Origin of the sequence: Aquariibacter albus (genome assembly GCF_014145335.1) — a bacterium.
Classification (GTDB): domain Bacteria; phylum Pseudomonadota; class Gammaproteobacteria; order Burkholderiales; family Burkholderiaceae_C; genus Aquariibacter; species Aquariibacter albus.
The window spans coordinates 259234-285528 of record NZ_JACIVI010000001.1 but is presented as its reverse complement, the minus strand read 5'-3'; the positions used below and the strand labels follow the sequence as shown (position 1 = coordinate 285528).

Here is a 26295-nt window from a genome sequence, read left to right as displayed (position 1 = left end):
GGCGCGTCGCTGGCCGGTGCCCGGCCCGCTGCGGCCCTCCCCCTTCGCTTCCCTGCCCCATGTTCCAGCAGCTCGGCCTGATCGGTTGCGGCCTGATGGGCGCCTCCTTCGCGCTGGCGCTGCGCGAGGCCGGCCTGGTGCGGCGCATCGTCGGCCACAGCGCCTCGCCGGCCACCGTGCAGAAGGCGCTGGCGCGCGGCGTGATCGACGCCGGCGCGGCCAGCCCGGCCGAGGCCGCCGCCGGCAGCGACCTGCTGCTGCTGGCCGTGCCGGTGGCCGCCACCGCGTCCAGCCTGGCCGCCCTGGCGCCTGCGATCGAGGACGGCGCCCTGCTGATGGACGTGGGCTCGACCAAGCGCGATGTGGTCGCCGCGGCGCGGCGCAGCCTGGGTCCGAGGCTGGCCCACTTCGTGCCGGCCCATCCGATCGCCGGCAAGGAGAAGGCCGGCCTGGACCATGCCGAAGCCGGGCTCTACCGCGAACGCACGCTCATCCTCACCCCGCTGCCGGAGAACCCGCCCGCCCGGGTGGAGGCCGCCGCCGCGCTGTGGCGCGCGCTCGGCAGCCGCGTGTGCCAGCTCAGCCCGGAAGCGCATGACGCGCATTTCGCGGCCGTCAGCCACCTGCCGCACCTGATCGCCTTCGCCGCCTTCCAGGCCGTGGCCGCCCAGCCCGATGGGGCCGCCCACCTGGCCCTGGCCGGGCCGGGCTTCCGCGACTTCACGCGCATCGCCGCCAGCGACCCGGCCGTCTGGCGCGACATCCTGGCCGCCAACCGCGACGAGGTGCTGCGCCAGCTCGACTTCTTCGAGGCCGAACTCGCCCGCCACCGCCAGGCCCTGCAGGCCGGCGACGCCGCCGCGCTGGAGGCGCTGATCCGCACGCCCGCAGCCGGCCGCAGCGCCTGGACGATGGGTGGCCCGGCCGCCTGCCCGCCCGCCGCAGCGGGCGACTGAAGTCCTTCCCCCGATCCCGCACGCGGCCGGCCCGGCTGCGCGCCCCGTGAACTGCCCGCCGATGTCCGCCTCCGCCGACCGCCCGCCCTTCCTCGACCTGCCGCCCCTCGTCGCCCTCGGCGGCACGGTGCGCCTGCCGGGCTCCAAGAGCATCTCCAACCGCGTGCTGCTGCTGGCCGGCCTGGCCGAGGGCACGACGCTCGTGCACGACCTGCTGGCCTCGGACGACACCGCCGTCATGCTGGACGCGCTGCGCACCTTGGGCTGCACCGTCACGCCCAGCGCCACGCCGGGCGGCCCGCTGGCCGTCACCGGCCTGGGTGGCCGGCTGGCGGTGAAGGAGGCCGACCTCTTCCTCGGCAATGCCGGCACGGCCATGCGCCCGCTGGCCGCGGCCCTGGCCCTGCTGGCCGCCCGTCAGGGCACGACGGGCGCCGGCTTCCGCCTGCGCGGCATCCCGCGCATGCACGAGCGGCCGATCGGCGACCTGGTCGAGGCCCTGCGCCCGCTGGGCTGCCAGGTGGCCTGCACCGGCACCGAAGGCTATCCGCCCCTGGCCCTGAGCGGCCCCGGCGCGCTGGCGCTGGACGCGTCGATCCGCGTGCGAGGCGACGTCTCCAGCCAGTTCCTCACCGCCCTGCTGCTGGCCCTGCCCCTGGTCGCCGAGGACCGGGCGCTGCAGGTGGAGGTGCAGGGCGAGCTGATCTCCAAGCCCTATGTGGAGATCACGCTCAAGCTGCTGGCGCGCTTCGGCATCGCGGTCGAACGCGAGGGCTGGCAGCGCTTCACCCTCCCGGCCGGCAGCCGCTACCGCTCGCCCGGTGCGGTGCATGTGGAGGGCGATGCCTCCTCGGCGTCCTACTTCATCGGCGCGGCGGCGATCGCCGCGGTCGACGCGCCGCTGCGCATCGAGGGTGTGGGGGCCGACTCCATCCAGGGCGACATCCGCTTCGTCGACGCCGCCCGCGCCATGGGCGCCGACGTGACGATGGAAGCCAATGCCCTGCTCGTGAAGCGCGGCGCCTGGCCGCTGAAGGCCGTGGATCTGGACTGCAATGCCATCCCCGATGCGGCCATGACCCTGGCCGTGATGGCGCTCTATGCCCAGGGCACGACGCGGCTGTCGAACATCGCCAGCTGGCGCGTCAAGGAAACCGACCGCCTGGCCGCCATGCGGGCCGAGCTGACGAAGTTCGGCGCGACCGTGATCGAGGGGCCGGACTTCCTGGAAGTCACGCCGCCGGCCGGCGCCTGGCAGCGCGCGGCCCTCCACACCTACGACGACCACCGCATGGCCATGTGCGCCTCGCTGGCGGCCTTCAACCCGCTGGCACCCGGCGCCGCCGGCCAGCCGGCCGTGGCGGTGCGCGTGCTGGATCCGGGCTGCGTGGCCAAGACCTACCCGGACTACTTCGCCGACTTCCTCGCCCTCGTCACGCCACAGGCCGGCGCGGTGCCGGTGATCACCATCGACGGCCCGACGGCCTCGGGCAAGGGCACGCTGGCCTCGCGCGTCGCGCAGCGGCTGGGCTACCACCACCTGGACTCGGGCGCGCTCTACCGCGCCTGCGCGCTCGCCGCGCAGCGCGCCGGCATCGCCCCGGACGACGAGCCGGCCCTGGCGGCACTCGCCGCCGCGCTGCCGCTGCGCTTCGAGGGCGGCCGGGCCTGGCTCGGCACACCGGGCGAGGACGTGACGGATCGGCTGCGCGAGGAGGCCATCGGCCAGATGGCCTCGCAGATCGCCGCGCTGCCGGCGCTGCGCGCCGCCCTGCTCGACTGGCAGCGCCGCTGCCGCCGTGCCCCGGGCCTGGTGACGGACGGCCGTGACATGGGCACCGTCATCTTCCCGGACGCGCAGCTCAAGGTCTTCCTGACCGCAAGCGCCGCGCAGCGCGCCGAGCGCCGCCACCGCCAGCTCGCCGCCGCAGGTGTCTCGGCTACACTACCGGCCCTTCTGGCTGACCTTGAGGCGCGCGACGCGCGGGACCGTTCCCGCAGCAGCGCCCCGCTGAAAGCGGCCGAGGATGCGCGCCAACTCGACAACTCGGCGCTGTCGATCGAAGCCTCGGTCGAACAGCTGCTGCGATGGTGGGATGACGCGCAGGGTGGGGCCCCGCACGGCCCGGAGCACGCTCCGGCCGCCTGAGGCCCGACCCGCAGGATGGGCGGCCTCACCGCCGCCCAGGGCCCGCGCCCCTCCCTCCCTGGCCCGACGGGCCGCCCGGGGGCGCGGATTCAACCATCAACCGCCGTCTCCGCGGCGATACCGCCGGCGCCCGCCGGCCCGGAAGACCCCATGCCCCAAACCGCTCCCGCCTACCAAGGCTCGGAATCGTTCGCCGCGCTCTTCGAGGAGTCGCTCCACAAGTCCAACATGCGCGCCGGCGAGGTCATCTCCGCCGAGGTGGTGGCTGTCGAGCACAACTTCGTGGTCGTGAACGCCGGCCTGAAGTCCGAAGCCTATGTGCCGATCGACGAGTTCCGCAACGACCAGGGCGAGCTGGAAGTCCAGGTCGGTGACTTCGTCGCGGTGGCCATCGACGCCATCGAGAACGGCTACGGCGACACCATGCTGTCGCGCGACAAGGCCAAGCGCCTGGCTTCGTGGCTGTCGCTGGAAACCTCGCTGGAGTCCGGCGACTTCGTGACCGGCACGGTGAGCGGCAAGGTCAAGGGCGGCCTGACGGTGCTGGTCAACGGCATCCGCGCCTTCCTGCCGGGCTCGCTGCTCGACACCCGCCCGGTGAAGGACATGACGCCCTTCGAGGGCAAGACCATGGAGTTCAAGGTCATCAAGCTCGACCGCAAGCGCAACAACGTTGTGCTGTCGCGTCGCGCGGTGGTCGAGGCCTCGATGGGCGAAGAGCGCGCCAAGCTGCTCGAGACGCTGCGCGAAGGCGCGATCGTCAACGGCGTGGTCAAGAACATCACCGAATACGGTGCCTTCGTCGACCTCGGCGGCATCGACGGCCTGCTGCACATCACCGACATGGCCTGGCGCCGTGTCCGTCACCCGACGGAAGTGGTGCAGGTCGGCCAGGAACTGACCGCCAAGGTCCTGAAGTTCGACGCCGAGAAGATGCGCGTCAGCCTGGGCCTGAAGCAGATGGGCGACGATCCCTGGATCGGCGTCTCGCGCCGCTACCCGAACAGCACCCGCCTGTTCGGCAAGGTCACCAACATCGCCGACTACGGTGCCTTCGTCGAGATCGAACCGGGCATCGAAGGCCTGGTGCACGTCTCCGAGATGGACTGGACCAACAAGAACGTCGCCCCCAGCAAGCTGGTGACGATGGGCGAGGAAGTCGAAGTCATGGTGCTGGAGATCGACGAAGACAAGCGTCGCATCTCGCTGGGCATGAAGCAGTGCCGCGCCAACCCCTGGGAAGAGTTCGCCCAGAACCACAAGCGCGGCGACAAGCTGTCGGGCCCGGTCAAGTCGATCACCGACTTCGGCGTCTTCGTCGGCCTGGCCGCCGGCATCGACGGCCTGGTGCACCTGTCGGACCTGTCCTGGCACGAGCCGGGCGAGGCCGCCGTGCGCAACTACAAGAAGGGCCAGGAAGTCGAGGCGCTGGTGCTGGCCATCGACGTGGACCGCGAGCGCATCAGCCTGGGCATCAAGCAACTCGACGGTGACCCCTTCGCCACCTTCACGACGATGAACGACCGCGGCGCGACCGTGACCGGCACCGTCAAGACCGTGGACGCCCGTGGCGCCGAGATCCAGCTGACCCCGGACGTGACCGGCTACCTGCGTGCCAGCGAGATCTCCCGCGACCGCGTGGAAGATGCCCGCAACGTGCTGAAGGAAGGCGACGAAGTCACCGCCCTGATCATCAACGTGGATCGCAAGACCCGTTCGATCCAGCTGTCGATCAAGGCCAAGGACAGCGCCGAGCAGCAGGAAGCCATGCAGCGCATCTCGCAGTCGAACGAGCGTGAGAACGCCGGCACGACCAGCCTGGGTGCCCTGCTGAAGGCCAAGCTGGACCAGGGCAACAACTGATCCGCACCGCAGGGCCCGGCGCCGGGCGGCCTTCGGGCCCCCGGTCGTCGCGGACCGGCTGCAACGGGGGCTTCGGCCCCCGTTGTCGTTTCCGGAGCCCCCACCGCGCGCGGTAAGCTGCGCGCCCGCGTGGCCCGCTCCGAGGCGCGAGGCCCTGCAGGATCCCCCCCGATCATGATGACCATGACCCGTTCCGACCTGGTGAACCTGCTGGGCGAGCGCTTTCCCCAGCTCACCCACCGCGACGCCGAGTTCGCGGTGAAGACCATGCTCGACGCGATGAGCGACGCGCTCGCCCAGGGCCACCGCATCGAGATCCGCGGCTTCGGCAGTTTCTCGATCAACCGCCGGCCGCCGCGCATGGGCCGCAACCCGCGCTCGGGCGAACAGGTGCCGATTCCCGAGAAGCTGGTGCCGCATTTCAAGCCCGGCAAGGCCCTGCGCGAATCGGTCGATGCAGCCGGTGCCCGCGCCGCCGCCGCCGCCGAAGAGGCGGGAACCGAAGCCTAGAATCCGGCGCATGCGGGTCCTGACCTGGCTCCTGCGGGCCTTCCTCTTCTTCACGCTGTTCGCCTTCGCGCTGAACAACCAGGAGGAGGCCGTGGTCCGCTGGTTCTTCGGCCATGAGTGGCGGACCGCGATGGTCTACATCGTGCTGGCCGCCTTCGCGCTGGGCTGCGCCCTGGGCGTGCTGGCCATGCTGCCGAGCTGGCTGCGTCTGCGCCGCCGCGTCCAGGAACCGCCCGTCGAGGTGACGCCGACCGCAGGCTCCCCGGCGGCCCCCCGCGCCGGGGAGGCCGCCACGACGGCCGACCTCGACAGCCGACCCCCTCCCCTCCCCGACCTGCCGGCCCTGGGGCCGCGCGACAGCCTGCGCGGCACCCCCGATGGATCTTGATCCCACCCTGCTCTCCCTGCTGCCGCTGGCGGTGATGGCCGCCTTCGGCTTCGGCTGGCTTGCCGCCCGCTTCGATCTGCGCCAGTGGAAGCGCGAGCAGGCCGATTCGCCCAAGGCCTATTACCGCGGCCTGAACCTGCTGCTCAATGAACAGCAGGACAAGGCCATCGATGCCTTCATCGAGGCGATGCGCCAGGATCCCGGCACGGCCGACCTGCACTTCGCGCTGGGCAATCTGTTCCGCCGCCGCGGCGAATACGAGCGGGCCGTGCGGGTGCACGAACACCTGCTGGCGCGCAGCGACCTGGCCGAGTCCGAGCGCGCCCGCGCGCAGTTCGCGCTGGCGCAGGACTTCCTGAAGGCCGGCCTCTTCGACCGCGCCGAGGCCGCCTTCCGCGCGCTCGACGGCAGCGGCTTCGCCACCGATGCGCGGCTGGAACTGCTCGGCCTCTACGAACGCTCGCGGGACTGGCATGCCGCCATCGAGACCGCGCGCAAGCTCGAGGCCAGCGGGGCCGGCTCCTTCGCCACCCGAATCGCCCACCATGCCTGCGAGCTGGCCCAGGAAGCCGATGCGCGCCAGCGTCCCGAGGAAGCCCGTGCCGCCCTGGCCCGCGCTCGCGAAGCCGCGCCCCAGGCCCCGCGCCCGCAGGTGCTGCAGGGCCTGGCCTTGGCCCGCGCCGGCCGGGCCGCCGAAGCCCTGGCCGCCTGGCAGCCCCTGCTGGTCAGCCAGCCCAGCATCGCGGCCCTCGTGGCCGGCGAGATCGCGGCAGCGGCCCGGGCCGCCGGCCAGGTCGAAGCCGTGCGCACCCGGCTGCACGAGGCCTACCGCCTCGCGCCCAGCCAGGACCTGCTGAACGCGATCTACCAGCTCACCGACGCGCCGGCCGACCAGCAGACCCTGCTGGACGAGGCGCTGGCCAGCCGGCCCAGCCTGTCGGGCGCCGCGGCCCTGCTGCGGCATCAGGCGGCCCAGGGTGAGGCCCTGACGCCCGCCCGGGCCGATGCCCTGGCCCGGGTCGTCAGCAACGGCGCCCGGCCGCAGCAGCGCTACCGCTGCGCGGCCTGCGGCTTCGAGGCGCAGAACTACTTCTGGCAATGTCCGGGCTGCCAGACCTGGGACAGCTACCCCCCGCAGCGCCTGGAAGACGCCTGAGGCCCGACGGCCTGCAAGCTGGGGAGGCACGACCCACTTCCGAGGGACCGTGGCCGGCCTGCGCGGAACGCGGTCTGCCTAGAGTGGCCTGCAGCCGGCACCTTTGCCGGCGCCACCTGGGAGACAAGGCATGCACACCTTCCTGCGTCGAAGCCTGGCCGGGCTGCTGGTCCTGACGGCCGGCACGGTCTGGGCCGCCGTTGAAGTCAACCGAGCGGACCAGGCCAGCCTGGAGTCGGTCAAGGGCATCGGGCCCGCGCTGTCGGGCAAGCTGCTGGCCGAGCGGCAGAAGGCCCCCTTCCGCGACTGGGGGGACCTGATCGGCCGCGTCGGCGGCGTGGGTCCCGGCAGCGCGCAGCGCCTGTCGGACGCCGGGCTCACGGTCGAGGGCAAGCCCTTCGCCGCCCCTGCGGCGGGCCCGAACCCGGCGCCGACCCGGGCGGTCCCGAAGGCCGCGGCACCGAACCCGGCGCGACCGGCGGCCAGCCGCTGATCGCCGCACGCCGGGCCGCCGGGAGGGCGGCGCCCGGCGACGGTGCGAAAATCGCGGGTTTCCGGCCCGCTGGGGGCCGGCCCGCCGCGACCCACCGCCCGAGACCCCATGGACATCGAACGCATCAACGCCATCGGCACCCGACTGGCCGACCTGACCCACCGGACCGCCGAACTTCGGAGGTATCTTTGACTGGGATGAAAAGTCCCGTCGACTGAGCGAGGTCAATGCCGCGCTCGAGGATCCGACCGTCTGGAACGATCCCAAGAACGCCCAGGCCCTGGGCCGCGAGAAGAAGTCGCTCGAAGCGGTGGTCGAGACCATCGCCAGCCTGGAGCGCAACCTGGCCGACAACAGCGAGCTCTACGAGCTGAGCAAGGCCGACGAGGATCTCGATGGCCTGGCCGTGATCGAGGCCGAGACCGGCCCGCTGGCCGAGCAGGTCGAGGGCCTGGAGTTCCGCCGGATGTTCAACAACCCGGCCGATCCCATGCCCTGCTTCCTGGACATCCAGGCCGGCGCCGGCGGCACCGAAGCCTGCGACTGGGCGCAGATGCTGCAGCGCCAGTACCTGCGCTACTGCGAGCGCAAGGGCTTTGCCGTCGAGGTGATGGAAGAAACCGAGGGCGACGTGGCCGGCATCCGCAGCGCCACGCTGAAGATCAGCGGCGACTACGCCTTCGGCCACCTGCGCACCGAGACCGGCGTGCACCGGCTCGTCCGCAAGAGCCCCTTCGACAGCTCGGGCGGACGGCACACCAGCTTCGCCAGCGTCTTCGTCTACCCCGAGGTCGACGACTCGATCGAGATCGAGATCAATCCGGCCGATGTGCGCACCGACACCTTCCGCGCCAGCGGCGCCGGCGGCCAGCACATCAACAAGACCGATTCGGCCGTGCGGCTCACCCACGTCCCGACCGGCATCGTCGTGCAGTGCCAGAACGATCGTTCCCAGCACCGCAACCGCGACGAGGCCTGGCAGATGCTGCGCGCCCGCCTGTACGAGCACGAGATGCGCAAGCAGCGCGAGCAGCAGCAGAAGCTGGAGGACAGCAAGACCGACGTGGGCTGGGGCCACCAGATCCGCAGCTACGTGCTGGACCAGAGCCGCATCAAGGACCTGCGCACCAACGTCGAAGTCTCGGCCACCCAGAAGGTGCTCGACGGGGACCTGGACGGCTTCATCGCCGCCAGCCTGAAGCAGGGCGTCTGAGCCTGCGGGCTCAGACCCTGAGCCCCCCCAAGCACCGAAGCCCCTGCCGGCGCGATGCCGGCAGGGGCTTGCTGCTTTCGGGGTCCGGGCCTTGCGTGCCCGGGGGGCCGATCAGCGCAGCAGCGACAGCACCTGCTGCGGCAGTTGGTTGGCCTGGGCGACCATGGCGGTGCCGGCCTGCTGCAGGATCTGGGCCTTCGACAGGTTGGCCGTCTCGGCCGCGAAGTCGGCATCCATGATCCGGCCGCGCGCAGCCGAGGTGCTTTCCACGCTGACCTGCAGCTGCGAAATCACGGCCTCGAAGCGGCTCTGGAAGGCACCGGCCTGGGAGCGGGCCGTGTTCAGCGTGTCCAGGTCGGTGTCGATGTCGCTGATCACCGAGGTCGCGGCGCCGGCAGTGCTGATGTCGGCCGCCGCATAGGCGGTCAGCGCGGTCATGTCGAAGTCGGTGGCGGCGGTGATCACGTCGGTGCCGTCGGCGCCGATCTGGAAATCGGTGCTGGTGAAGCTGCCGTCCAGCAGGTTGATGCCGTTGAACTTCGCGTTGTCGCCGACGCGGGCGATTTCCTCAACGAGCTGATCGGCTTCCGACTGCAGGTTCGCACGGTCGGCATCGCTGATCGAGCCGCTGGCCGACTGCACGGCCAGCTCGCGGATGCGCTGCAGGTTCTCGCCGATCTTGCCCATCGCGCCTTCGGCCGTCTGGAACAGCGAGATCGCGTCATTGGCATTGCGCTGGGCGACGTTCATGCCGCGGACCTGGGCGTTCATGCGCTCGGCGATGGCCAGGCCGGCCGCATCGTCCTTCGCGCTGTTCACCCGCAGGCCGGAGGACAGGCGCTGCATCGCGGTGGCCAGGGTGGACTGCGAGCCCCCGAGGTTGCGCTGGGCGTTGAGCGAGTAGTTGTTGGTGTTGACGGTCATGACCATGATGGGCTCCTTGACGGGATGAGAAACCCGGCTTGCGCCGGCGATAGAAGGACGGTGATGCAGGTTCCAGGGGCAACCGGCATGCACCGAGCTGCCTGCCCGCCGACCGGGCCGAAGCCCGTCCGGAAGGCGCTCGCCCGACGCAAGGGGCCTGCGTGCCACCGGTCCTTGTCGGGCGGCTGCAGGGGTCCTTGCCGGACCGCGGAATCGATCGTTCGACCCGTTGGCTGCTTATCGGACCGGCCCCGCCGGGACTTGAGGGGCCTTCGGAAAAACACCGTGATTCCGCTTGCCGTGTAGGAATTTGTCCGACACGGCTGTCTCCGCGCCAGCACCTCGCAAACAGCGCCAGGCTGATTCAAGCCGGGCGGGGGCCTGCCTACAGTTCATTCCACGGTGATCGCGAAAACAGAGCGCCGATCGCCCGCCAGATCCCTCCCCGCCACCCGCCACGCCAGGAAGCCGCCATGACCACCGAACAGATCCTGATGGAGATCCGCGAAGCCAACCTCTCCTACCTGATGCTGGCGCAGAGCCTGATCCGCCGCGACCGCGAGGAGGCGCTGTTCCGCCTGGGCCTGTCGGAGGAAGCCGCCGACCTGCTGATCACGCTGAGCCCGGCCCAGCTGATGAAGGTCGCGTCGGGCAACCAGCTGCTGATGCGCATGCGGGTGGACGACGAGATGGTCTGGGGCCTGCTGACCAACCACGGCCGCAGCGCCGCCAACGAGGGCGTCAGCCGCCTGCACGCCAGCATCCTGATGGCCGGCCGGCACCAGGAAGCCGCCTGAGTCCGCTCCGCACGAGACCCTGAACCAGAACCTGAACCGGGAGCCCGCCATGAGCCGCAGCAAGAGCCTTCTGACCGAAGCCAAGCAGATCGAGACCGCCGTCACGCTGATCCAGCTCGGCGCCCGCCTGCAGGTGCTGGAGTCGGAAACCGACCTCTCCTACGAGCGTCTGCTGCGCCTGTACAAGGAAGTCGCCGGCAAGTCGCCCAGCAAGGGCCAGCTGCCCTTCAGCACCGACTGGTTCATGACCTGGCAGCCCAACATCCACGCCAGCCTCTTCCTGAACATCCACGAGTACCTGAACAAGAGCGCGGCCCTCGACGAGATCGAGACCATCATCAAGGCCTACCGCCTCTACCTGGAGCAGATCCAGACCCAGGGCCTGGAGCCGCAGCTCTCGATCACCCGCGCCTGGCGCCTGGTGAAGTTCATCGACAACGGCATGCTGACCATGACGCCCTGCAGCCAGTGCGGCGGCCACTTCGTCACGCATCCGCACGAGATCGCCAAGCACTACGTCTGCGGCCTGTGCAACCCGCCGGCCCGGGCCGGCAAGGGCAAGGCCAGCGGCGCGCTGCAACTGCACTGAAGCCGGCCGGCGCGCACCATGTCCGCGAACGCTTCCTGCCTGCCCGAGCGCCAGGCCATGCGACCGGCCGCACGCCTGACCCTGGCCTGGCCGCTGCCGGCCGTGGCCGCCTGGACCAGCGCCTGGGCCCTGCAGATCCTGCTGGGCCATGCCGGACTCGGCCCCCGGACCGCCGCCCTGCTGGCCTGCCTCCTGCCGCTGGTCTTCCTGCCCGGCACCGACAGCCGCATGCGCCAGGTCTGTCTGCTGCTCGGCTACCCGGTGATGCTGCTCGGCGGCCTGCTCGCCGGCCTGCTGCCGGCCTGGGTCTGGCTGCTGCCGCTGGGCCTGCTGCTGCTGCTCTACCCGCGGGCGGCCTGGCGCGATGCCCCGCTCTATCCGACGCCCGCCGCGGCCTTCGACGAGCTCGCCCGCCAGCTGCCCCTGCCGCCGGATGCCCGCATCCTCGATGCCGGCTGCGGCCTGGGGGACGGCCTGCGGGCACTGAAGCGGGCCTATCCACTGGCCCGGCTGGAGGGCATCGAAGCAAGCCGCCCGCTGAGCTGGATCGCCCGCCTGCGCTGCCGGGGGGCCCGCATCGAGCGGGGTGACCTGTGGGCGGCCGACTGGCGCGGCATCGACCTGGTCTACCTCTTCCAGCGTCCCGAATCGATGCCCGAGGCCCTGGCCAAGGCCCAGGCCGAACTGGCCCCGGGGGCCTGGCTGCTGAGCCTGGCCTTCCCCCTGCCCGGGCAGCGGGCCGACCTGCGGATGCCGGCGGGCGGGCACACCCTCTATGCCTATCGCGCGCCCTTCCGGCCGGCCAGCGTGCGGCCGCAGACACGCGGGCTGCAGCGGCCGCCGGAGGGTGGCTGAGCCGGTCTTCCCCTTCCTTGTCTCCTGGTGGCGTTTGGAGCGCCTTGACGGCGGATCAGTCCCTGATCCGCCGCTTTTTTTGGGCTCTTGCCGCGCAGGGCTTCGGGGGACCATGGGCCCGAGCTTCCCGCCCCTTTCCTTCCCCCAACAGCGAGTCCGCGCACCATGTTCGTCCTGATCGGCTGGGCCGTCGCCATGGCCTGCATCTTCGGCGTCTTCATCGCCCACGGCGGCAACATCGGCGTGGTGCTGCATGCGCTGCCCTTCGAGATGACCACCATCGGCGGTGCCGCCGTGGGTGCCTTCGTGGCCAACAACCAGCCCAAGGTGCTCAAGGCCACGATGAAGGGCCTGGGCCAGTGCTTCAAGGGCAGCAAGTACACCAAGGCGCGCTACATGGCGCTGATGGCCCTGCTCTACGACATCCTGCAGAAGGCCCGCAAGGACGGGCTGATGGCCATCGAGAAGGATGTCGAGGACCCGCACAGCTCGCCGCTGTTCCAGAAGTACCCGGAAGTGGGCAACGACCACCACGTGGCCGAGTTCATCACCGACTACCTGCGCATGATGGTCAGCGGCAACCTGAACCCGCACGAGATCGAATCGCTGATGGACAGCGAGATCGAGACCCATCACCACGAGGCCCATGCCGCCGTCGGCGCGCTGCAGCGCCTGGCCGGTGCGCTGCCGGCCTTCGGCATCGTGGCGGCGGTGCTGGGCGTGGTGAACACCATGGGCTCGGTGGGCCAGCCCCCGGCGGTGCTGGGCGGCATGATCGGCTCGGCCCTGGTCGGCACCTTCCTCGGCATCCTGCTGGCCTATGCCTTCGCCGAGCCCCTGGCCGGCCTGCTGGAGCAGAAGGTGGAGGAAGGCAGCAAGGAGCTGCAGTGCATCAAGACCACGCTGCTGGCCTCGATGCAGGGCTACGCCCCGGCCATCGCCATCGAGTTCGGCCGCAAGGTGCTCTATTCCACCGAGCGCCCGACCTTCGCCGAACTCGAAGGCCACGTCAAAGGCAAGAAATGAGTCCCCCCCCGGAGCGCCTGCGGCGCACCCCCCCGAGGGGGGCGACGCCAGCGGACCGGCGAAGCCGGATCCGCGGCGTCTGCTGGAAGTCGGCCTGGCTTCGCCGGCCGGATCCATTGAGGTCGGAGGCCTGCCATGGCCGGTGATGCCAAGAAGCTTCAGCCCATCATCATCAAGCGCATCAAGAAGGGCGGCCATGCGGCGCACGGCGGGGCCTGGAAGATCGCCTACGCCGACTTCGTCACGGCGATGATGGCCTTCTTCCTGCTGATGTGGCTGCTGGGCTCGACGACCGAGGGCGACCGCAAGGGCATCCAGGACTACTTCGCCAATCCGGTGAAGATCTCCATGCTCGGCGGCTCGGGCTCGGGCGATTCCTCCTCCGTCGTGCGCGGCGGCGGCGAGGACCTCAGCCGCCAGGGCGGCCAGGTCAAGAAGGGCGAGACCGAGCAGAAGCGCAGCAGCTACACCCTGGCCAAGCTCGAGTCGCTCAAGGCGGAGCAGGCCGAGGCGGAACAGGCGCGGCTGAAGATGCTGCGCGACAAGGTCGAGGAGGTGCTGGTCGCCAGCCCGCGGCTGACCGAGTTCAAGTCGCAGATCAAGCTCGACCTGACGCGCGACGGCCTGCGCATCCAGATCACCGATGCCCAGAACCGGCCGATGTTCGCCAGCGGCAGCGCCACGGTGCAGCCCTATCTGCGCGAGCTGCTGCGCACCCTGGGCAGCGTGCTCGGCGAGGTGCCGAACCGCCTGACGCTGGAGGGCCACACCGATGCCGCGCCCTTCACCGGCGGCGCCGCCGGCTACAGCAACTGGGAGCTTTCGGCCGACCGGGCCAATGCCTCGCGGCGCGAGCTGATCGCCGGCGGCCTGGACGATGCCCGCATCCTGCGCGTGCAGGGCCTGGCCGCCAGCCAGCCCTTCGTGAAGGACGAGCCGCTGGCGCCCACCAACCGCCGCATCAGCATCGTGGTGATGAACCGCGAGGCCGAGGACCGTTTCTTCCGCGGGGCCGAGCGCGAGGACGCGCCGCTCGACGTGGACAACGCCCGACACCCCCCCGAGGCCGGCGCGCTGGTCCAGCGTCTGCCGCTCCCACGGCCATCAAGTCCGCCGGCCTCCGGCCGATAAGCAGCGAACGCCCCCTCCCCGAGGACGCCCCATGAGCACCCCTGAGCTGAAATTCCTGATCGTCGACGACTTCTCGACCATGCGCCGCATCGTGCGCGGCCTGCTCAAGGAGATCGGCTACCAGCAGGCCGAGGAAGCCGAGGACGGTGTCGTCGCGCTGCAGATGCTGCGCAACGGCCACTTCGACTTCGTCGTCAGCGACATCAACATGCCCAATATGAACGGCTTCGAGCTGCTCAAGGCCGTCAAGGCCGACGAGGCGCTCAAGCACCTGCCGGTGCTGATGGTGACGGCCGAGGCACGCAAGGAGGACATCGTGCTGGCCGCCCAGATCGGCGCGGCCGGCTACATCGTCAAGCCCTTCACCAAGGCCACGCTGGAGGAGAAGGTGCAGAAGATCATGCAGAAACTCGCCACCGCGGCCTGAGGAGCATCGCATGAGCCCCACCCTCCTGCCGGCCGAGATGCTGAGCCCGCTGCAGCCCCAGGGTGCCTCGCCCGAGGTCTACCAGAAGCTCGGCGAGCTCACCCGCATGCTGCACGACGCGCTGCACCAGCTCGGCTATGCGCCGCGCCTGCGCGATGTGGCCGACAACCTGCCCGATGCCAAGAGCCGCCTGCAGTACATCGCGCAGAAGACGGCTGACGCGGCCAACAAGGTGCTGAACTCGGTCGACCAGGCCAAGGCCGATCACGAGGCCATCGCGACCCAGACGCGCGAGATGGCGCGCAGCATCGTCGCCGACCCGGTCAAGGCCGTGGCCAGCGGCGCGGTGATGAACTTCGTCGGCGATGTCGAGGCCGCCTCGCGCCGCATCGACGCGCACCTGACCGACATCATGATGGCCCAGGACTTCCACGACCTGACCGGCCAGGTGGTGGCCCGGGTGGTGGGCCTGGCCTCGACCATCGAGGACCAGCTCGTCGAACTGCTCAAGGCCACCGCACCGGCCGAGCTGGCCGCCCTGCCGTCGGCGCCCCCCCGTGGCGAGACCAGCAGCCTGCAGGGCCCGGTGGTCGATGCCGAGGGCCGGACCGACATCGTCCACAGCCAGAGCGAGGTCGACGACCTGCTGGCCAGCCTCGGCTTCTGAGCCTCGGCGGCGGTCCCGGCCGCCGCCAGGCCGCGCCCCCAGCAGCCGATAAGGGCAGGGCCGGCACCGCTTATCCGGCCCCGGGCGCGGGCTGCGCTGGGAAGAATCCCCTGCCAAGGGACTCCTTCCAGCCATGGCCCAGAACGACGCACAGGACCGCCACCTTCCCGCCTCGGCACGCCGGCTCAAGCAGGCGCGCGAGGACGGGCAGGTGCCCCGCTCGCGCGACCTCGGCCATGCCCTGGCCGTCGGTGCCGGCCTGCTGCTGGCCCTGATCCTGCTGCCGCGGGCCTTCGGGCCGCTGTCCGACATCCTCGTCGGCGGCCTGCGCTTCGACGCCCAGAGCCTGCGCACGCCCGGCGTGCTGGAGGCCCGCCTCGGCACCGCGCTGGGCCAGTTCCTGCAGGCCGTGCTGCCGGTCGGCGCGGCCCTGCTGGCGGTGGCGGTGCTGGGCGGTCTGGCCCTGGGCGGCTGGAACTGGACGCTCAAGCCCCTGCAGCCGAAGTTCGACAAGCTCAACCCCCTCAGCGGCCTGGCCGGGCTGTTCTCCAGCGACAAGCTGGTCGACACGCTCAAGGCCTGCTGCCTGGCCCTGGCCATCGTCACGGTGGCCGGCTTCTTCCTGGCCCAGGGCCTGGAGCGCTTTGCCGGTACGCTGCAATTGCCGCTGCCGGCTGCGCTCGGCCACCTCGGCGGCCTGCTGCTGCGCGGCCTGGGCGCGGTGCTGGGCCTGCTGCTGCTGTTCGCGCTGGTCGACGCGCCGCTGCAGCACTTCCAGCATGCCAAGCGCCTGCGCATGAGCCACCAGGAGGCCAAGCAGGAGCACAAGGAGCAGGAGGGCAGCCCCGAGGTCAAGGGCCGCCTGCGCCAGCTGATGCGCCAGCGCGCGCAGCAGCGCATGTTCAGCGCGCTGCCGACGGCCGACCTGGTGGTGACCAACCCCACGCACTACGCGGTGGCGCTGAAGTACGAGGAGGGCTCGGCCGGCGCGCCGCGCATCGTCGCCGTCGGCGCCGACCTGGTCGCCCTGCGCATCCGCAAGATGGCCGCCGAGCACGGCGTGCCCGTGCTCGAAGCCCCGCCCCTGGCCCGCGCCCTGTGGGCCCATGGCGAACTCGACCGCGAGATCCCGGTGGCCCTCTACGCCGCCGTGGCCCAGGTGCTGGCCCATGTCTACCAGCTCAAGGCGGCCCTCGCCGGCCAGGCCCCGATGCCCGGCAGCCTGGCCCCGGTGCCGGTGCCGGCCGGGCTGGACCCGCACACCGCCCCCGCGGCCGGCTGAGCCGCGCCGCGCCCTTCCCGCCGTTCTGACCCTCCCCGCCCGGACCCGCCCCGATGAATCCCGCCCTGCGTCAACTGCAAGCCTGGCTGGGCCCGCAGGCCCGCCTGCTCAGCGGCCTGGCCGCGCCGCTGCTGGTCCTGCTGGTGCTGGCCATGATGGTGCTGCCGCTGCCGGCCTTCGCGCTGGACCTGCTGTTCACCTTCAACATCGCGGTGGCGCTGATGATCATGATGGTCGCGGCCAACATGCTGCGGCCGCTGGATTTCGCGGCCTTCCCCAGCGTGCTGCTGCTGTCCACCCTGCTGCGCCTGTCGCTGAACGTGGCCTCCACCCGCATGGTGCTGATGGAAGGCCACACCGGCACCGGCGCGGCCGGCCAGGTCATCGAAAGCTTCGGCCATGTGCTGATCGGTGGCAACTTCGCGGTCGGCCTGGTCGTGTTCGCCATCCTCGTGGTCATCAACTTCATGGTGGTGACCAAGGGCTCGGAGCGCATCGCCGAAGTCAGCGCGCGCTTCACGCTGGACGCGATGCCCGGCAAGCAGATGGCGATCGACGCCGACCTGAACGCCGGCCTGATCGACGAGAAGGAGGCCAAGCGCCGCCGCGCCGAGGTGGGCGAGGAGGCGGAGTTCTTCGGCTCGATGGACGGCGCCAGCAAGTTCGTGCGCGGCGATGCCATCGCCGGCATCCTGATCCTCTTCATCAACATCGTCGGCGGCATGCTGATCGGCATGGTCCAGCACGGCCTGTCGGCCGGCGAGGCCGCCGACAACTACATCCTGCTGGCCATCGGCGATGCCCTGGTCGCGCAGATCCCGGGCCTGCTGATCTCGGTGGCCGCCGCCATGGTGGTCTCGCGCGTGGGCAAGGGCGAGGATGTCGGCCAGCAGATCGTCGGCCAGATGTTCCGCAGTGCGAAGTCGATCGGCGTGGCCGCCGGCGTGATCGGCACCCTGGGCCTGATCCCCGGCATGCCGCACCTGGTCTTCCTGCTGATGGCGTCCGGCCTGGGCACCCTGGCCTGGGCGCAGCAGCGCCGCGCGGCCGAGGCCCGCGCCGCAGCCGCCGCGGCACCGGCCGAGGAGCTCAAGCCCGTCGACCCGAACGCCGAGGCGAGCTGGGACGATCTGCAACCCGTCGACACCCTGGGCCTGGAGCTGGGCTTCCGCCTGATCCAGCTGGTCGACAAGGCCCGCGGCGGCGAGCTGCTCGGCCGCATCAAGGGCGTGCGGCGCAAGTTCGCGCAGGACGTGGGCTTCCTGCCGCCGCCTGTGCACATCCGCGACAACCTGGAGCTGCGCCCCGGCGCCTACCGCCTGACCCTGCGCGGCGCGGTGATCGGCGAGGGCGAGGCCTATCCCGCCATGCTGCTGGCGATCAACCCGGGCGGCGCGCAGACGCCGCTGATCGGCACCCGCACCAGCGACCCGGCCTTCGGCCTGCCGGCGGTCTGGATCGACGAGGGCCAGCGGGAAGCAGCGCAAATGGCCGGCTACACCGTCGTTGATTGCTCGACCGTGGTGGCCACCCACCTTTCACACTTGATGCAAACCCAGGCCGCCCGCCTGCTGGGCCGCAGCGAGACGCTGGCCCTGGTCGAGCACCTGAGCCGCCTGGTCCCCAAAGTCATCGAAGACGTGATCCCCAAGATGGTCCCGATCGCCACGCTCCAGAAACTGCTGCAGCTGCTGCTGGAGGAGGGCGTGCACATCCGCGACATGCGCTCCATCGTCGAGACGGTGGCCGAGCATGTCGGGGCCAACAGCAGCCTCGCCACCGACCCCGCCGAGCTGGCGCGGCGCGTGCGCATCGCCCTGGCGCCGGCCATCGTCCAGCAGATCTACGGCCCGGTGAAGGAGCTGGACGTGATCGCCATCGAGCCCGAGCTGGAACGCCTGCTGGCCCAGGCCCTGGGCGGCGGCACCGGGCCGATGCTGGACCCCGGCGTCGCCGATGCGCTGAGCCGCGGCGCCGCCGACAGCGCCAAGCGCCAGGAGAACCTGGGCCATCCCGCCTGCCTGCTGGTGCCCGACGCGATCCGCGTGCCGGTGGCCCGGCTGCTGCGCCGTGCCGCGCCGCGGCTGAAGGTGCTGGGCCACAGCGAGATCCCTGAAACCCATTCCATCCGTATCGGTTCCGTCATCGGAGGCACCGCATGAACGTCCAGCGCTACACCGGCCGCAGCTCCCGCGAGGCCATGCAGAAGATGCGCGCCGCGCTGGGCGAGGAGGCCGTCGTCCTCTCGACCCGCCAGACCGCCCAGGGCGTCGAGATGCTGGCCATGGCCCCCCAGGCCCTGGCCGCCGCCCACCGGCTCGCGGCGCAGGCCGATGCGGGCGATGCGGCCGAGCCGCCTGCAAGCGCCGCCACGGCCCCGGCGGCCGGCGACGAGGTCGCCCAGGATGTGCAGAAGCTGGCGATGAGCACCCTGTCCTTCCAGGACTATGTGCGTGAACGCCTGCTGCGCAAGCGCCAGGCGGCCTTGCAGCCGTCTGCGTCCGTCGCCGCGGCACCGGCCACCCCGCCGCAGGCCCGGCCCGAGGCCGCAGCCCGCCCGCCGGCCAGCCCGCCCGCAGCGCGCCGCGCGCCGGCTGCGGCCGAAGCCCCGGACCGGCCTGAGGCCAGCCCCCGCCGCGCGCAGCCCGCGCCCGGCTCAGGCGATGAGCTTCGTGCCGCCGGCACGCGCCGTGCGCCGCCGGCCCCGCCCGAGCACCTGCCCCTGCTCGCCGATCCGGTCGACATGGCCATCCATGCCGTGGAGCAGCGCGTCGCGCGCCGCCAGGTCGCGACCATCGCGCCCGAGCCGGCGCCGGCCGAAGCCGCCCGCCCGGCCGCGCCGAGCCACGGCGAGTCGGCCATGATCCACGAGCTGCGCGCGATGAAGGGCCTGATCGAGGAGCGCTTCGGCGCCCTGGCCTTCATGGAGCGCCTGCAGCGCCATCCGGCCCAGGCCCGCCTGACCCAGCGCCTGCTGGACTGCGGCTTCTCGACCGCGCTGATCCGCAAGCTCGTCGACGCCCTGCCCGCCACGCCGGCCGAGGCCGACGAGATCGGCTGGGCCAGCGGCGTGCTCGAACGCAATCTCCTGACCGGCGAGCGCGAGGCCGCGCTGGAGGAGCAGGGTGGCATCTATGCCCTGATCGGCTCGACCGGCGTCGGCAAGACCACGTCCACCGCCAAGCTGGCCGCGGCCTTCGCCACCCGCCACGGCGCCTCGCAGCTGGGCCTGATCACGCTCGACGCCTACCGCGTCGGCGCGCAGGAGCAGCTGCGCAGCTACGGCCGCATCCTGGGCGTGCCGGTGCACACGGCGCATGACCGCGCCTCGCTGGAGGACCTGCTCGACCTGCTGTCGGCCAAGAAGATGGTGCTGATCGACACGGCCGGCGTGGCCCAGCGCGACAGCCGCACCCACGAGCTGCTGGAGATGGTGGCCCATGCCTCGATCCGCCGCCTGCTCGTGCTCAATGCCTCGGCCCAGGGCGAGACCCTGGAGGACGTGGTGCAGCGCTACCGCGGCGCCCGGGTGGAAGGCGTGGTGCTCAGCAAGCTCGACGAGGCCGTCAAGCTCGCCCCCGCGCTCGATGCGCTGATCCGCCACCGCATGAAGGTGCTGGCCATCGCCAACGGCCAGCGCGTGCCGGAGGACTGGCACCGCCTCAGCGCGCAGGCCCTGGTGCAGCGCGCCCTGCGCGGCGGCGGCAGCGCGGCCTGGCGCTACGACAGCAGCGAGATGAACCTGGTCTTCGCCGCGCCGCTGCCGGCGCGCGAGCCGGCCTCGCGCCTGTTCAGCCCGCCCGCCCGCTGAAGCCCGCTGCCCTGCCGAGGACCCCGCCGTGAGCGCCTCCGCCCGCTTGCCCGAAGACCAGGCCGCCGGCCTGCGCCGCCGCTTCGCGACACCGACGCTGCGCATCCTGCCGGTGATCGCCAACCCGGCCCTGGCCTGGGGCGGCCTGCTGCTCGAGCGCCTGGCCAGCGCCGCGGCGCGGCTGGACCGCCGCACCCTGGTCGTCGATGCCGGCCTGCATGCCCGCGAGCCCGACGCGCTGGCCCGCTTCGACCTGGCTGCGGCCATCGAGCCGCTCGACAGCCACCTGGCCTACCTGGCCGCGCGCGGCCTGCCGCAGCAGCATGTCGATGCCGGCGGCTCGACCGAGGCCTTTCTCGACGCCCTGGCCGAGGCGGCCCCCGAGGCCGAGCTGATCCTGCTGCATGCCCCCGCCGCCGATCTGGCACGGCTTTTCGGCCGCGCGGTGCGCGACGGCCGGGCACCGCAGCTGCGCCCGCTGGTGCTCTGCGACGACTCCAGCGCCACGCTGACCGAAGCCTATGCCGCGCTCAAGCTGCTGGCCCTGCGCGCCGGCCTGCGCACCCACGAACTGCTGCTGGCCGCACCAGCCGGCTCGCGGCTGGCGCCGCGCATCGCCGCCAGCCTCGCGCGCTGCGCCGACGGCTTCCTGGGCGGCGTGCAGCAGCACTGGCTGAGCGTCGATCCCGCCGAGCCGCCCGAGCAGCCCCCGGCCGCCGCCCTGGTGCAGCGCCTGGACGCGCTGCTGGCCTGCGCCTACGCGCAGCCGGTCGGCGAGGCCCCGCGGCCGCGCGCCGACCGCCCCGGCCACGCAGCGCTGGCGCCGCTGCCGGCGCTGGCCCGCGAAGCCGGCCGGGCGCGGGCCGCCGCCCCCTCTTCCGCGATGCGCTGAGACCGCCATGAGCCCCTTTGCCTCGCCCTCCCGCAGCCCCCTGCCCGCCGCCGCCATGTACACCGCCACCGGCCGCCCCGACACGAATGCGGTGCTGCGGCAATACAGCCCGCTGGTGCGCCGACTGGCGCATCAGATGATTGCCAAGCTGCCGGCCAATGTGCAGCTCGACGACTTGATCCAGGCCGGCATGATCGGCCTGGCCGATGCCTCGCAGCGCTTCGACCTGGCGCAGGGCGTGCAATTCGAGACCTTCGCCAGCCAGCGCATCCGCGGCGCCATGCTCGACGAGCTGCGCGGCAGCGACTGGGCCAGCCGCGGCACGCGCAAGAGCCAGCGCGAGATCGAGACCGCCGTGCAGCAGCTGGAGCACCGCCTCGGCCGCGCGCCGCAGGAAAGCGAGATCGCCGCGGCCATGGGCCTGTCGCTGACCGACTACCAGGGCCTGCTCGGCAAGGTGCGCGGCACCCAGCTCGTGCACCTGGAGGACATGAGCGGCGACGAGGGCGACGAGGACTTCCTCGACCGCCACGTGCCCGACAGCGGCGAGACGCCCATGAGCCGCCTGCAGGACCGCCGCATGCGCGAGGCCCTGGTGCAGGCCATCGAGCAATTGCCCGAGCGCGAGAAGCTGGTGATGAGCCTGTACTACGAGCAGGACCTCAACCTCAAGGAGATCGCCGCCATCCTCGGCGTGACCGAGAGCCGCGTCTGCCAGCTGCACAGCCAGAGCATCGCCCGGCTGCGCGTGAAGATGCGCGAGCACTGAGCGCCGGGCTGCCCCTCCCCCCTTCCCCCTTCCCGTCAAGGCCGAGCATGTTGACCCCCTTCCTGAACCGCCTGGGCCGCAAGGCCGTGGCCGCCCCCAGCCTGGTCGAGACCGGCTCCGCCGGCAGCTCGCGCGAGGCCATCGAGCTGCGCTCGGCCGTCACCTCCATCGCCAAGCTGGCCTCGCGCCTGGGCCAGGATGCCGCGCAGGTGCGCGGCGAGATCGACGATGCCGCGCGGGTCGGCCAGCAGGGCGCGGCCGCCGTGCAGGCCCTGGGCGTGCAGGTGCGCGAGGTGCAGGCCTCGCAGACCGGCATCGCCACCACCACCGAGGCCAGCCATGCCGCGGTCGGCCGCGCGCGCCGCGCGGTCGAGCAGGTCGGGCAGGAGGTGGCGGCCATCGTCGACACGCTGCGCCATGTCTCCGACGCGGCCGGACAGATCACGCAGATCGCGCTGCAGACGCGGCTGGTGGCCTTCAACGCCAGCGTCGAGGCCAAGCGGGCCGGCGAGGCCGGCCGCGGCTTCGGCGTGGTGGCCGATGCGGTGAAGGATCTCTCGGCCCAGGTCGAGACCTCGTCCAAGGCCATCTTCAGCACCGTGGCCGAGCTGGACCAGCGCATCGGCGCGCTGGCCCGCGAGATCCAGACGCGCGAAGGCCAGACGGCCGCCAGCCAGGGCGCCTTCCACCGGGCGCTGGCCGAGGTCGAGGACGGGGTCGGCCGCATCGGCGACGCCGCCGCCGAGAGCCGCAGCATCTGCACCCGGCTGGCCGAGCAGATGGGCGGCATCGAGCGCGAGATGCAGCAGGCCGTGGCCACGCTGGGCCAGGCCAACCAGCGCAGCGAGGCCTTCCTGAAGGCCGGCGAATCGCTGATCGAACTGGTCGCCGACTGCGGTGTCGAGACCGAGGACAGCCCCTTCATCCGTGCCGCGCAGCAGGCGGCCGGCGAAGTGGCCGAGGCGCTGGAGGACGCCCTCGCCCGCGGCGAGCTCAGCGAAGCCCAGCTCTGGGACGAGGCCTACCGACCGGTCGAGGGCAGCACGCCGCAGCAGCACCTGACGGCCTACAACGCGGTGACCGATCGCCTCTTCCCGGCCATCCAGGAGCGCTTCCTGGCCCTGGATCCGAAGGTGGTGTTCTGCATCGCGACCGACCGCAACGGCTACATCCCGACGCACAACCGCATCTACTGCCAGCCGCAGCGCGCCGGCGATGTCGCCTGGAACACGGCCAACAGCCGCTGGCGCCGCATCTTCAACGACCGCACCGGCCTGGCCAGCGCCCGCAACACCCGACCCTTCCTGCTGCAGACCTACCGCCGCGACATGGGCGGCGGCCATTTCGTGCTGCTCAAGGAAGCGGCGGCCCCGATCGTCGTGCAGGGCCGCCACTGGGGTGGCATGCGCATGGCCTTCAAGTTCTGAGGCCCGGGCCGGACCGGCCGCGCCGCGCACCGTCCCGGTCGCGGCGCCGGCCGGAAGGACTCACTTGTAGTAGCCGACTGCGCAGACCTGGTCGCCGACCTTGGTCACGTAGCTGAGCTTCTGGACCGGCTCGGTGCTGCCGGGCCGCGGCCACATATAGGCCACCTCGCCCACCTTGCCTTCGGCGGCCGTCTGGTAGAGGGCCTCGCCCAGGGCCTTGCCGGACTTGTCCTTCAAGTCCTTCAGGCTCTTGCCGGTCAGGGTGGGATGGGCCGTGAAATGGCCGTCGGGGCCGCCGCAGAAGGGATAGAGGTCGCGGTCCTTGAAGCCGCCTTCGCCCTTGGCGAACTGGTCCAGGGCCTTGGCCTTGTCGGCCTTCACGGCGGCCACGGCCTTGTCGAGCATCGCGCGGGCCTCGGCCGCGCTGCCGAAGTCACTCGCCTGGCTCAGGCCGCTCAGCAGCAGGCCAGCGGCGAGCACGGCGGAACGCAGGATGGTGGGGGTGGGCATGGAAAGGTCTCCTCCTTGATCAGACAGGACCCGCCCAGCGCTCCGCCAGGCCGAGGCAGAGGCGCTTCGGACCGGAGGCGTCGAGGGGGGTGGGACTGCGTCGCGGACCCGGCCTTCAGCCCGATCCGTCGCGCCCTGGCATTGCATCCCTTCGCGCTGTCGCCGGCCTGACCCCAGGCTGGCCGCCGACCCCGGATTTGCCCGGGGCGGGTTCCCCCGGGGCTTGCACAGGCGGGTCGCTCAGACCTGCATGTTCATCACGTCGGAGTAGGCCTGGACCAGCTTGTTGCGCACGGTGAGCGCGGCCTGGAAGCCGATCTGCGCCTTCTGCATCGCGACCATGGTCTGCTCCAGGCTGACCGTGGGGTTGCCGAGCTGGACCTCGCGCTGCAGGGCCGCGACCTCGTTCTGGGCGCCACTGACCTGGCTGAGCGCCAGGCGGAAGCTGTCCTGGAAGTTCACGGCGCCGCGCGCGGCTGGCGCCTGGGCCGCCGTCGCGGCGGCGCTCTCGCGCAGCTTGGCCGCGACCCGATCGGCGACCTGCGACATGCCCGCCCGGGCCGCGGCCTGGGCGAAGTCGAAGGGCTTGAGCTTGACGTCCATGCTGCGCATTGTGCGGAGCGGCCGGGGCGGCAATGGCGGGAACTGCCCCGCTTCGGCGCGACTGTTCCCCGCATGTGGCGGCCGCCCCGTCGGAACAATGCCTCACCATGGAGACCGCCCTGGCTGCCAGCCCCTCGATGCCGCTCGCCGGCCCCACCCCGTCCGGCCCGGCCGGCCTGCTGCAGCGCCTGGGCACGCTGCCGCCGGCGCGCAAGTGGATGCTGGGGGGCGGCCTGATCGCGCTGCTGGCCCTGGCCCTGCTGCTCGGCACGGCCGGCAGCCGGCCCGACTACAAGGTGCTCTACGCCAACCTGTCCGACAAGGACGGCGGCGCCATCCTGGCCCAGCTCTCGCAGATGGGCGTGCCCTACAAGCATGCCGATGGCGGCGCGGCCATTCTGGTGCCCTCGGACAAGGTGCACGACGTGCGGCTCAAGCTGGCCTCGGCCGGCCTGCCCAAGGGCTCGATCGTCGGCTTCGAGCTGATGGACAGCGCGCGCTTCGGCCAGACCCAGTTCCAGGAGCGGCTGACCTTCCAGCGCGGCCTGGAGGGCGAGCTGACCCGCTCGATCTCGGCCCTGTCGGCCGTGCAGGCCGCCCGCGTGCACCTGGCCCTGCCGAACCAGAACGGCTTCTTCCGCGAGCAGCAGAAGCCCAGCGCCAGCGTGCTGCTGACCCTGCATCCCGGCCGCACGCTGGACCGCGCGCAGATCGCCGGCATCGTGCACCTGGTCAGCGCCAGCGTGCCGGAGATGAATCCCAAGTCGGTCAGCGTGCTCGACCAGAGCGGCGCGCTGCTGTCGAGCCCGCCCGAAGGCGGACCGGCCGCCGGCCTGGACGCACAGCAGCTGCAGTACGTGCAGCAGATCGAGCGCAGCTACACGCAGCGCATCACCGACCTGCTGGAGCCGGTGGTCGGCCGCGACAACCTGCGCGCGAACGTGACGGCGGAGATCGACTTCTCCGAGACCGAGGCGACCTCCGAGGAATTCCGGCCGAACCAGGGCGAGAAGGCCGCGCCCGCCGTGCGCAGCCAGCAGACGCTGGAAAGCGGCCCGGGCACCGCCAGCGCCGTGCCGACCGGCGTGCCGGGCGCGGCCAGCAACCAGCCGCCGACGCCAGCCTCGGCCCCGATCAACGGCCCGGCCCAGACCCTGGCCGGCGCCAGCACCGGCAGCACCGGCGGCAACGGCCGGCGCGAATCGACGGTGAACTACGAGATCGACCGCACCGTGCGCGTGACCCGCGGCGCCAGCGGCCAGGTGCGGCGCATCAATGCGGCCGTGGTGCTCAACCACCGCAGCGTGACCGATGCCAAGGGCAAGACGAGCAGCCAGCCGCTCAGCGAGGACGAGCTGGAGAAGCTGACCGCCCTGGTGCGCGAGAGCGTGGGCTTCAATGCTGAGCGCGGCGATTCGGTGAAGGTGGTCAATGCCCCCTTCCGCATCGCCGCCCCCGAGGCCGAGCCGGACATCCCGCTGTGGCAGCGGCCCGAGCTGCAGGAGCTGGTGCGCAGCCTGGCGCTGCCGGTGGGCATCGCGCTGCTGGCGCTGATCATCGTCTTCGGCGCGATCCGCCCGGCGCTGAAGGCGGCGCGGCCGGTCGAGCGGCCGGCCGGCCCGCGGCTCGACACCGTGGTCGACGACGTCGGCACGCTGCCGATGCCCGGCGGCGAGGCCGCGGCCGCGCTGGGCGGCCCGTCGGCCCAGGCCCTGCCGGCCCTGGAAGCCCCGGCCACCGACCGCCGGCTCGACCAGGCCCGTGCGCTGGCCAAGGAGAACCCCGCCGCGGTGGCCACCATCATGCGGCAGTGGGTCAGCAAGGACGCCTGAGCCGGCGGCCTCCCGAACACGCCCC

General features: G+C 71.9%; 25 protein-coding genes. 22 read left to right on the top strand and 3 right to left on the bottom strand.

Going from position 1 to position 26295, the window contains the following annotated elements; translation table 11 throughout:
* The first annotated feature begins 59 nt into the window (after nucleotides 1-59).
* From H4F90_RS01350 to prfB, 8 genes are all read left to right on the top strand, one after another.
* Nucleotides 60-956, top strand: coding sequence for a prephenate dehydrogenase (locus H4F90_RS01350; RefSeq protein ID WP_182660739.1), 897 nt, complete (start codon nucleotides 60-62; stop codon nucleotides 954-956).
* Between the two features lie 61 nt (nucleotides 957-1017).
* Entirely contained in the window at nucleotides 1018-3105 is a 2088-nt protein-coding gene (locus H4F90_RS01345) for a bifunctional 3-phosphoshikimate 1-carboxyvinyltransferase/cytidylate kinase (protein ID WP_182660737.1), read from the top strand.
* Nucleotides 3106-3255: 150 nt separating this feature from the next.
* Entirely contained in the window at nucleotides 3256-4968 is a 1713-nt protein-coding gene (gene rpsA / locus H4F90_RS01340) for a 30S ribosomal protein S1 (protein WP_182660735.1), read from the top strand.
* Nucleotides 4969-5151: 183 nt separating this feature from the next.
* Nucleotides 5152-5478, top strand: a complete 327-nt coding sequence (locus tag H4F90_RS01335) for an integration host factor subunit beta (RefSeq protein WP_182660733.1) — start codon at nucleotides 5152-5154, stop codon at nucleotides 5476-5478.
* Nucleotides 5479-5488: 10 nt separating this feature from the next.
* Entirely contained in the window at nucleotides 5489-5866 is a 378-nt protein-coding gene (locus H4F90_RS01330; RefSeq protein ID WP_182660731.1) for a lipopolysaccharide assembly protein LapA domain-containing protein, read from the top strand.
* Entirely contained in the window at nucleotides 5856-7022 is a 1167-nt protein-coding gene (lapB, locus tag H4F90_RS01325; RefSeq protein ID WP_182660729.1) for a lipopolysaccharide assembly protein LapB, read from the top strand. Before H4F90_RS01330 ends, lapB begins: the two co-directional genes overlap by 11 nt.
* Before the next feature lie 130 nt (nucleotides 7023-7152).
* Complete coding sequence (locus H4F90_RS01320) at nucleotides 7153-7515, top strand: ComEA family DNA-binding protein (protein WP_182660727.1); 363 nt, start codon at nucleotides 7153-7155, stop codon at nucleotides 7513-7515.
* 108 nt (nucleotides 7516-7623) lie between these two features.
* Nucleotides 7624-8728 (top strand): peptide chain release factor 2 gene (gene prfB, locus H4F90_RS01315; RefSeq protein WP_182660725.1). Its coding sequence is split into 2 segments (ribosomal slippage): nucleotides 7624-7704 and nucleotides 7706-8728, totalling 1104 coding nucleotides; the frame shifts between segments, so codons are not numbered across the junction.
* A gap of 111 nt (nucleotides 8729-8839) precedes the next feature.
* Here the strand turns inward: prfB and H4F90_RS01310 are convergent.
* On the bottom strand, nucleotides 8840-9658 hold the full coding sequence (locus H4F90_RS01310; RefSeq protein WP_182660723.1) for a flagellin N-terminal helical domain-containing protein: 819 nt from the start codon (nucleotides 9656-9658) through the stop codon (nucleotides 8840-8842).
* A gap of 467 nt (nucleotides 9659-10125) precedes the next feature.
* On the opposite strand from H4F90_RS01310, the gene flhD reads away from it, so the two are divergent.
* From flhD to H4F90_RS01245, 13 genes are all read left to right on the top strand, one after another.
* Nucleotides 10126-10449 (top strand): flagellar transcriptional regulator FlhD, encoded by a 324-nt coding sequence (gene flhD, locus H4F90_RS01305; protein WP_182660721.1) that lies wholly within the window; start codon nucleotides 10126-10128, stop codon nucleotides 10447-10449.
* A 49-nt stretch (nucleotides 10450-10498) separates the two neighbouring features.
* Nucleotides 10499-11038 (top strand): flagellar transcriptional regulator FlhC, encoded by a 540-nt coding sequence (gene flhC, locus H4F90_RS01300; protein WP_182660719.1) that lies wholly within the window; start codon nucleotides 10499-10501, stop codon nucleotides 11036-11038.
* An 18-nt stretch (nucleotides 11039-11056) separates the two neighbouring features.
* The gene (locus H4F90_RS01295) at nucleotides 11057-11893 is read left to right on the top strand and encodes a class I SAM-dependent methyltransferase (protein ID WP_235971904.1); all 837 of its coding nucleotides are present in this window, start codon (nucleotides 11057-11059) and stop codon (nucleotides 11891-11893) included.
* 165 nt (nucleotides 11894-12058) lie between these two features.
* Nucleotides 12059-12919, top strand: a complete 861-nt coding sequence (gene motA, locus H4F90_RS01290; RefSeq protein ID WP_182660717.1) for a flagellar motor stator protein MotA — start codon at nucleotides 12059-12061, stop codon at nucleotides 12917-12919.
* A gap of 135 nt (nucleotides 12920-13054) precedes the next feature.
* Entirely contained in the window at nucleotides 13055-14050 is a 996-nt protein-coding gene (gene motB, locus H4F90_RS01285; RefSeq protein ID WP_182660715.1) for a flagellar motor protein MotB, read from the top strand.
* Nucleotides 14051-14081: 31 nt separating this feature from the next.
* On the top strand, nucleotides 14082-14477 hold the full coding sequence (gene cheY / locus H4F90_RS01280) for a chemotaxis response regulator CheY (protein WP_182660713.1): 396 nt from the start codon (nucleotides 14082-14084) through the stop codon (nucleotides 14475-14477).
* A 10-nt stretch (nucleotides 14478-14487) separates the two neighbouring features.
* A complete protein-coding gene (locus H4F90_RS01275; RefSeq protein ID WP_235971902.1) occupies nucleotides 14488-15144 on the top strand; it encodes a protein phosphatase CheZ in 657 nt (218 codons plus the stop codon).
* Nucleotides 15145-15277: 133 nt separating this feature from the next.
* On the top strand, nucleotides 15278-16426 hold the full coding sequence (locus H4F90_RS01270; protein ID WP_182660711.1) for an EscU/YscU/HrcU family type III secretion system export apparatus switch protein: 1149 nt from the start codon (nucleotides 15278-15280) through the stop codon (nucleotides 16424-16426).
* Between the two features lie 53 nt (nucleotides 16427-16479).
* The gene (gene flhA, locus H4F90_RS01265) at nucleotides 16480-18588 is read left to right on the top strand and encodes a flagellar biosynthesis protein FlhA (RefSeq protein WP_182660709.1); all 2109 of its coding nucleotides are present in this window, start codon (nucleotides 16480-16482) and stop codon (nucleotides 18586-18588) included.
* Nucleotides 18585-20237, top strand: a complete 1653-nt coding sequence (gene flhF / locus H4F90_RS01260) for a flagellar biosynthesis protein FlhF (RefSeq protein WP_182660707.1) — start codon at nucleotides 18585-18587, stop codon at nucleotides 20235-20237. Before flhA ends, flhF begins: the two co-directional genes overlap by 4 nt.
* A 28-nt stretch (nucleotides 20238-20265) precedes the next feature.
* Nucleotides 20266-21129 carry a flagellar biosynthesis protein gene (locus H4F90_RS01255; RefSeq protein WP_182660706.1) on the top strand — a complete coding sequence of 288 codons (864 nt, stop codon included), beginning with the start codon at nucleotides 20266-20268 and terminating at the stop codon, nucleotides 21127-21129.
* Between the two features lie 55 nt (nucleotides 21130-21184).
* Entirely contained in the window at nucleotides 21185-21898 is a 714-nt protein-coding gene (locus tag H4F90_RS01250) for an RNA polymerase sigma factor FliA (protein WP_182662940.1), read from the top strand.
* A 47-nt stretch (nucleotides 21899-21945) separates the two neighbouring features.
* A complete protein-coding gene (locus H4F90_RS01245) occupies nucleotides 21946-23325 on the top strand; it encodes a methyl-accepting chemotaxis protein (protein WP_182660704.1) in 1380 nt (459 codons plus the stop codon).
* A 60-nt stretch (nucleotides 23326-23385) separates the two neighbouring features.
* Here H4F90_RS01245 and H4F90_RS01240 read toward each other — a convergent pair whose 3' ends face one another.
* On the bottom strand, nucleotides 23386-23835 hold the full coding sequence (locus H4F90_RS01240) for a cache domain-containing protein (protein WP_182660702.1): 450 nt from the start codon (nucleotides 23833-23835) through the stop codon (nucleotides 23386-23388).
* A gap of 240 nt (nucleotides 23836-24075) precedes the next feature.
* Nucleotides 24076-24384, bottom strand: coding sequence for a flagellar hook-basal body complex protein FliE (gene fliE, locus H4F90_RS01235; protein ID WP_407926165.1), 309 nt, complete (start codon nucleotides 24382-24384; stop codon nucleotides 24076-24078).
* 161 nt (nucleotides 24385-24545) lie between these two features.
* Between fliE and fliF the strand changes: the two genes are divergently transcribed.
* A complete protein-coding gene (gene fliF / locus H4F90_RS01230; protein ID WP_182660698.1) occupies nucleotides 24546-26270 on the top strand; it encodes a flagellar basal-body MS-ring/collar protein FliF in 1725 nt (574 codons plus the stop codon).
* Nucleotides 26271-26295 lie beyond the last annotated feature (25 nt).

Excerpts from the sequence above, each read along its gene's own strand:
- flhC (WP_182660719.1), top strand. The coding sequence starts at position 10,499 with ATGAGCCGCAGCAAGAGCCTTCTGACCGAAGCCAAGCAGATCGAGACC.
- fliE (WP_407926165.1), bottom strand. The coding sequence starts at position 24,384 with ATGTCGCAGGTCGCCGATCGGGTCGCGGCCAAGCTGCGCGAGAGCGCC.
- H4F90_RS01310 (WP_182660723.1), bottom strand. The coding sequence starts at position 9,658 with ATGGTCATGACCGTCAACACCAACAACTACTCGCTCAACGCCCAGCGC.
- lapB (WP_182660729.1), top strand. The coding sequence starts at position 5,856 with ATGGATCTTGATCCCACCCTGCTCTCCCTGCTGCCGCTGGCGGTGATG.
- H4F90_RS01270 (WP_182660711.1), top strand. The coding sequence starts at position 15,278 with ATGGCCCAGAACGACGCACAGGACCGCCACCTTCCCGCCTCGGCACGC.
- rpsA (WP_182660735.1), top strand. The coding sequence starts at position 3,256 with ATGCCCCAAACCGCTCCCGCCTACCAAGGCTCGGAATCGTTCGCCGCG.
- fliF (WP_182660698.1), top strand. The coding sequence starts at position 24,546 with ATGGAGACCGCCCTGGCTGCCAGCCCCTCGATGCCGCTCGCCGGCCCC.
- flhA (WP_182660709.1), top strand. The coding sequence starts at position 16,480 with ATGAATCCCGCCCTGCGTCAACTGCAAGCCTGGCTGGGCCCGCAGGCC.
- flhF (WP_182660707.1), top strand. The coding sequence starts at position 18,585 with ATGAACGTCCAGCGCTACACCGGCCGCAGCTCCCGCGAGGCCATGCAG.
- H4F90_RS01245 (WP_182660704.1), top strand. The coding sequence starts at position 21,946 with ATGTTGACCCCCTTCCTGAACCGCCTGGGCCGCAAGGCCGTGGCCGCC.
- H4F90_RS01250 (WP_182662940.1), top strand. The coding sequence starts at position 21,185 with ATGTACACCGCCACCGGCCGCCCCGACACGAATGCGGTGCTGCGGCAA.
- H4F90_RS01335 (WP_182660733.1), top strand. The coding sequence starts at position 5,152 with ATGACCCGTTCCGACCTGGTGAACCTGCTGGGCGAGCGCTTTCCCCAG.
- cheY (WP_182660713.1), top strand. The coding sequence starts at position 14,082 with ATGAGCACCCCTGAGCTGAAATTCCTGATCGTCGACGACTTCTCGACC.
- H4F90_RS01320 (WP_182660727.1), top strand. The coding sequence starts at position 7,153 with ATGCACACCTTCCTGCGTCGAAGCCTGGCCGGGCTGCTGGTCCTGACG.
- flhD (WP_182660721.1), top strand. The coding sequence starts at position 10,126 with ATGACCACCGAACAGATCCTGATGGAGATCCGCGAAGCCAACCTCTCC.
- motB (WP_182660715.1), top strand. The coding sequence starts at position 13,055 with ATGGCCGGTGATGCCAAGAAGCTTCAGCCCATCATCATCAAGCGCATC.
- H4F90_RS01330 (WP_182660731.1), top strand. The coding sequence starts at position 5,489 with ATGCGGGTCCTGACCTGGCTCCTGCGGGCCTTCCTCTTCTTCACGCTG.
- H4F90_RS01345 (WP_182660737.1), top strand. The coding sequence starts at position 1,018 with ATGTCCGCCTCCGCCGACCGCCCGCCCTTCCTCGACCTGCCGCCCCTC.
- H4F90_RS01240 (WP_182660702.1), bottom strand. The coding sequence starts at position 23,835 with ATGCCCACCCCCACCATCCTGCGTTCCGCCGTGCTCGCCGCTGGCCTG.
- H4F90_RS01275 (WP_235971902.1), top strand. The coding sequence starts at position 14,488 with ATGAGCCCCACCCTCCTGCCGGCCGAGATGCTGAGCCCGCTGCAGCCC.
- motA (WP_182660717.1), top strand. The coding sequence starts at position 12,059 with ATGTTCGTCCTGATCGGCTGGGCCGTCGCCATGGCCTGCATCTTCGGC.
- H4F90_RS01350 (WP_182660739.1), top strand. The coding sequence starts at position 60 with ATGTTCCAGCAGCTCGGCCTGATCGGTTGCGGCCTGATGGGCGCCTCC.
- H4F90_RS01295 (WP_235971904.1), top strand. The coding sequence starts at position 11,057 with ATGTCCGCGAACGCTTCCTGCCTGCCCGAGCGCCAGGCCATGCGACCG.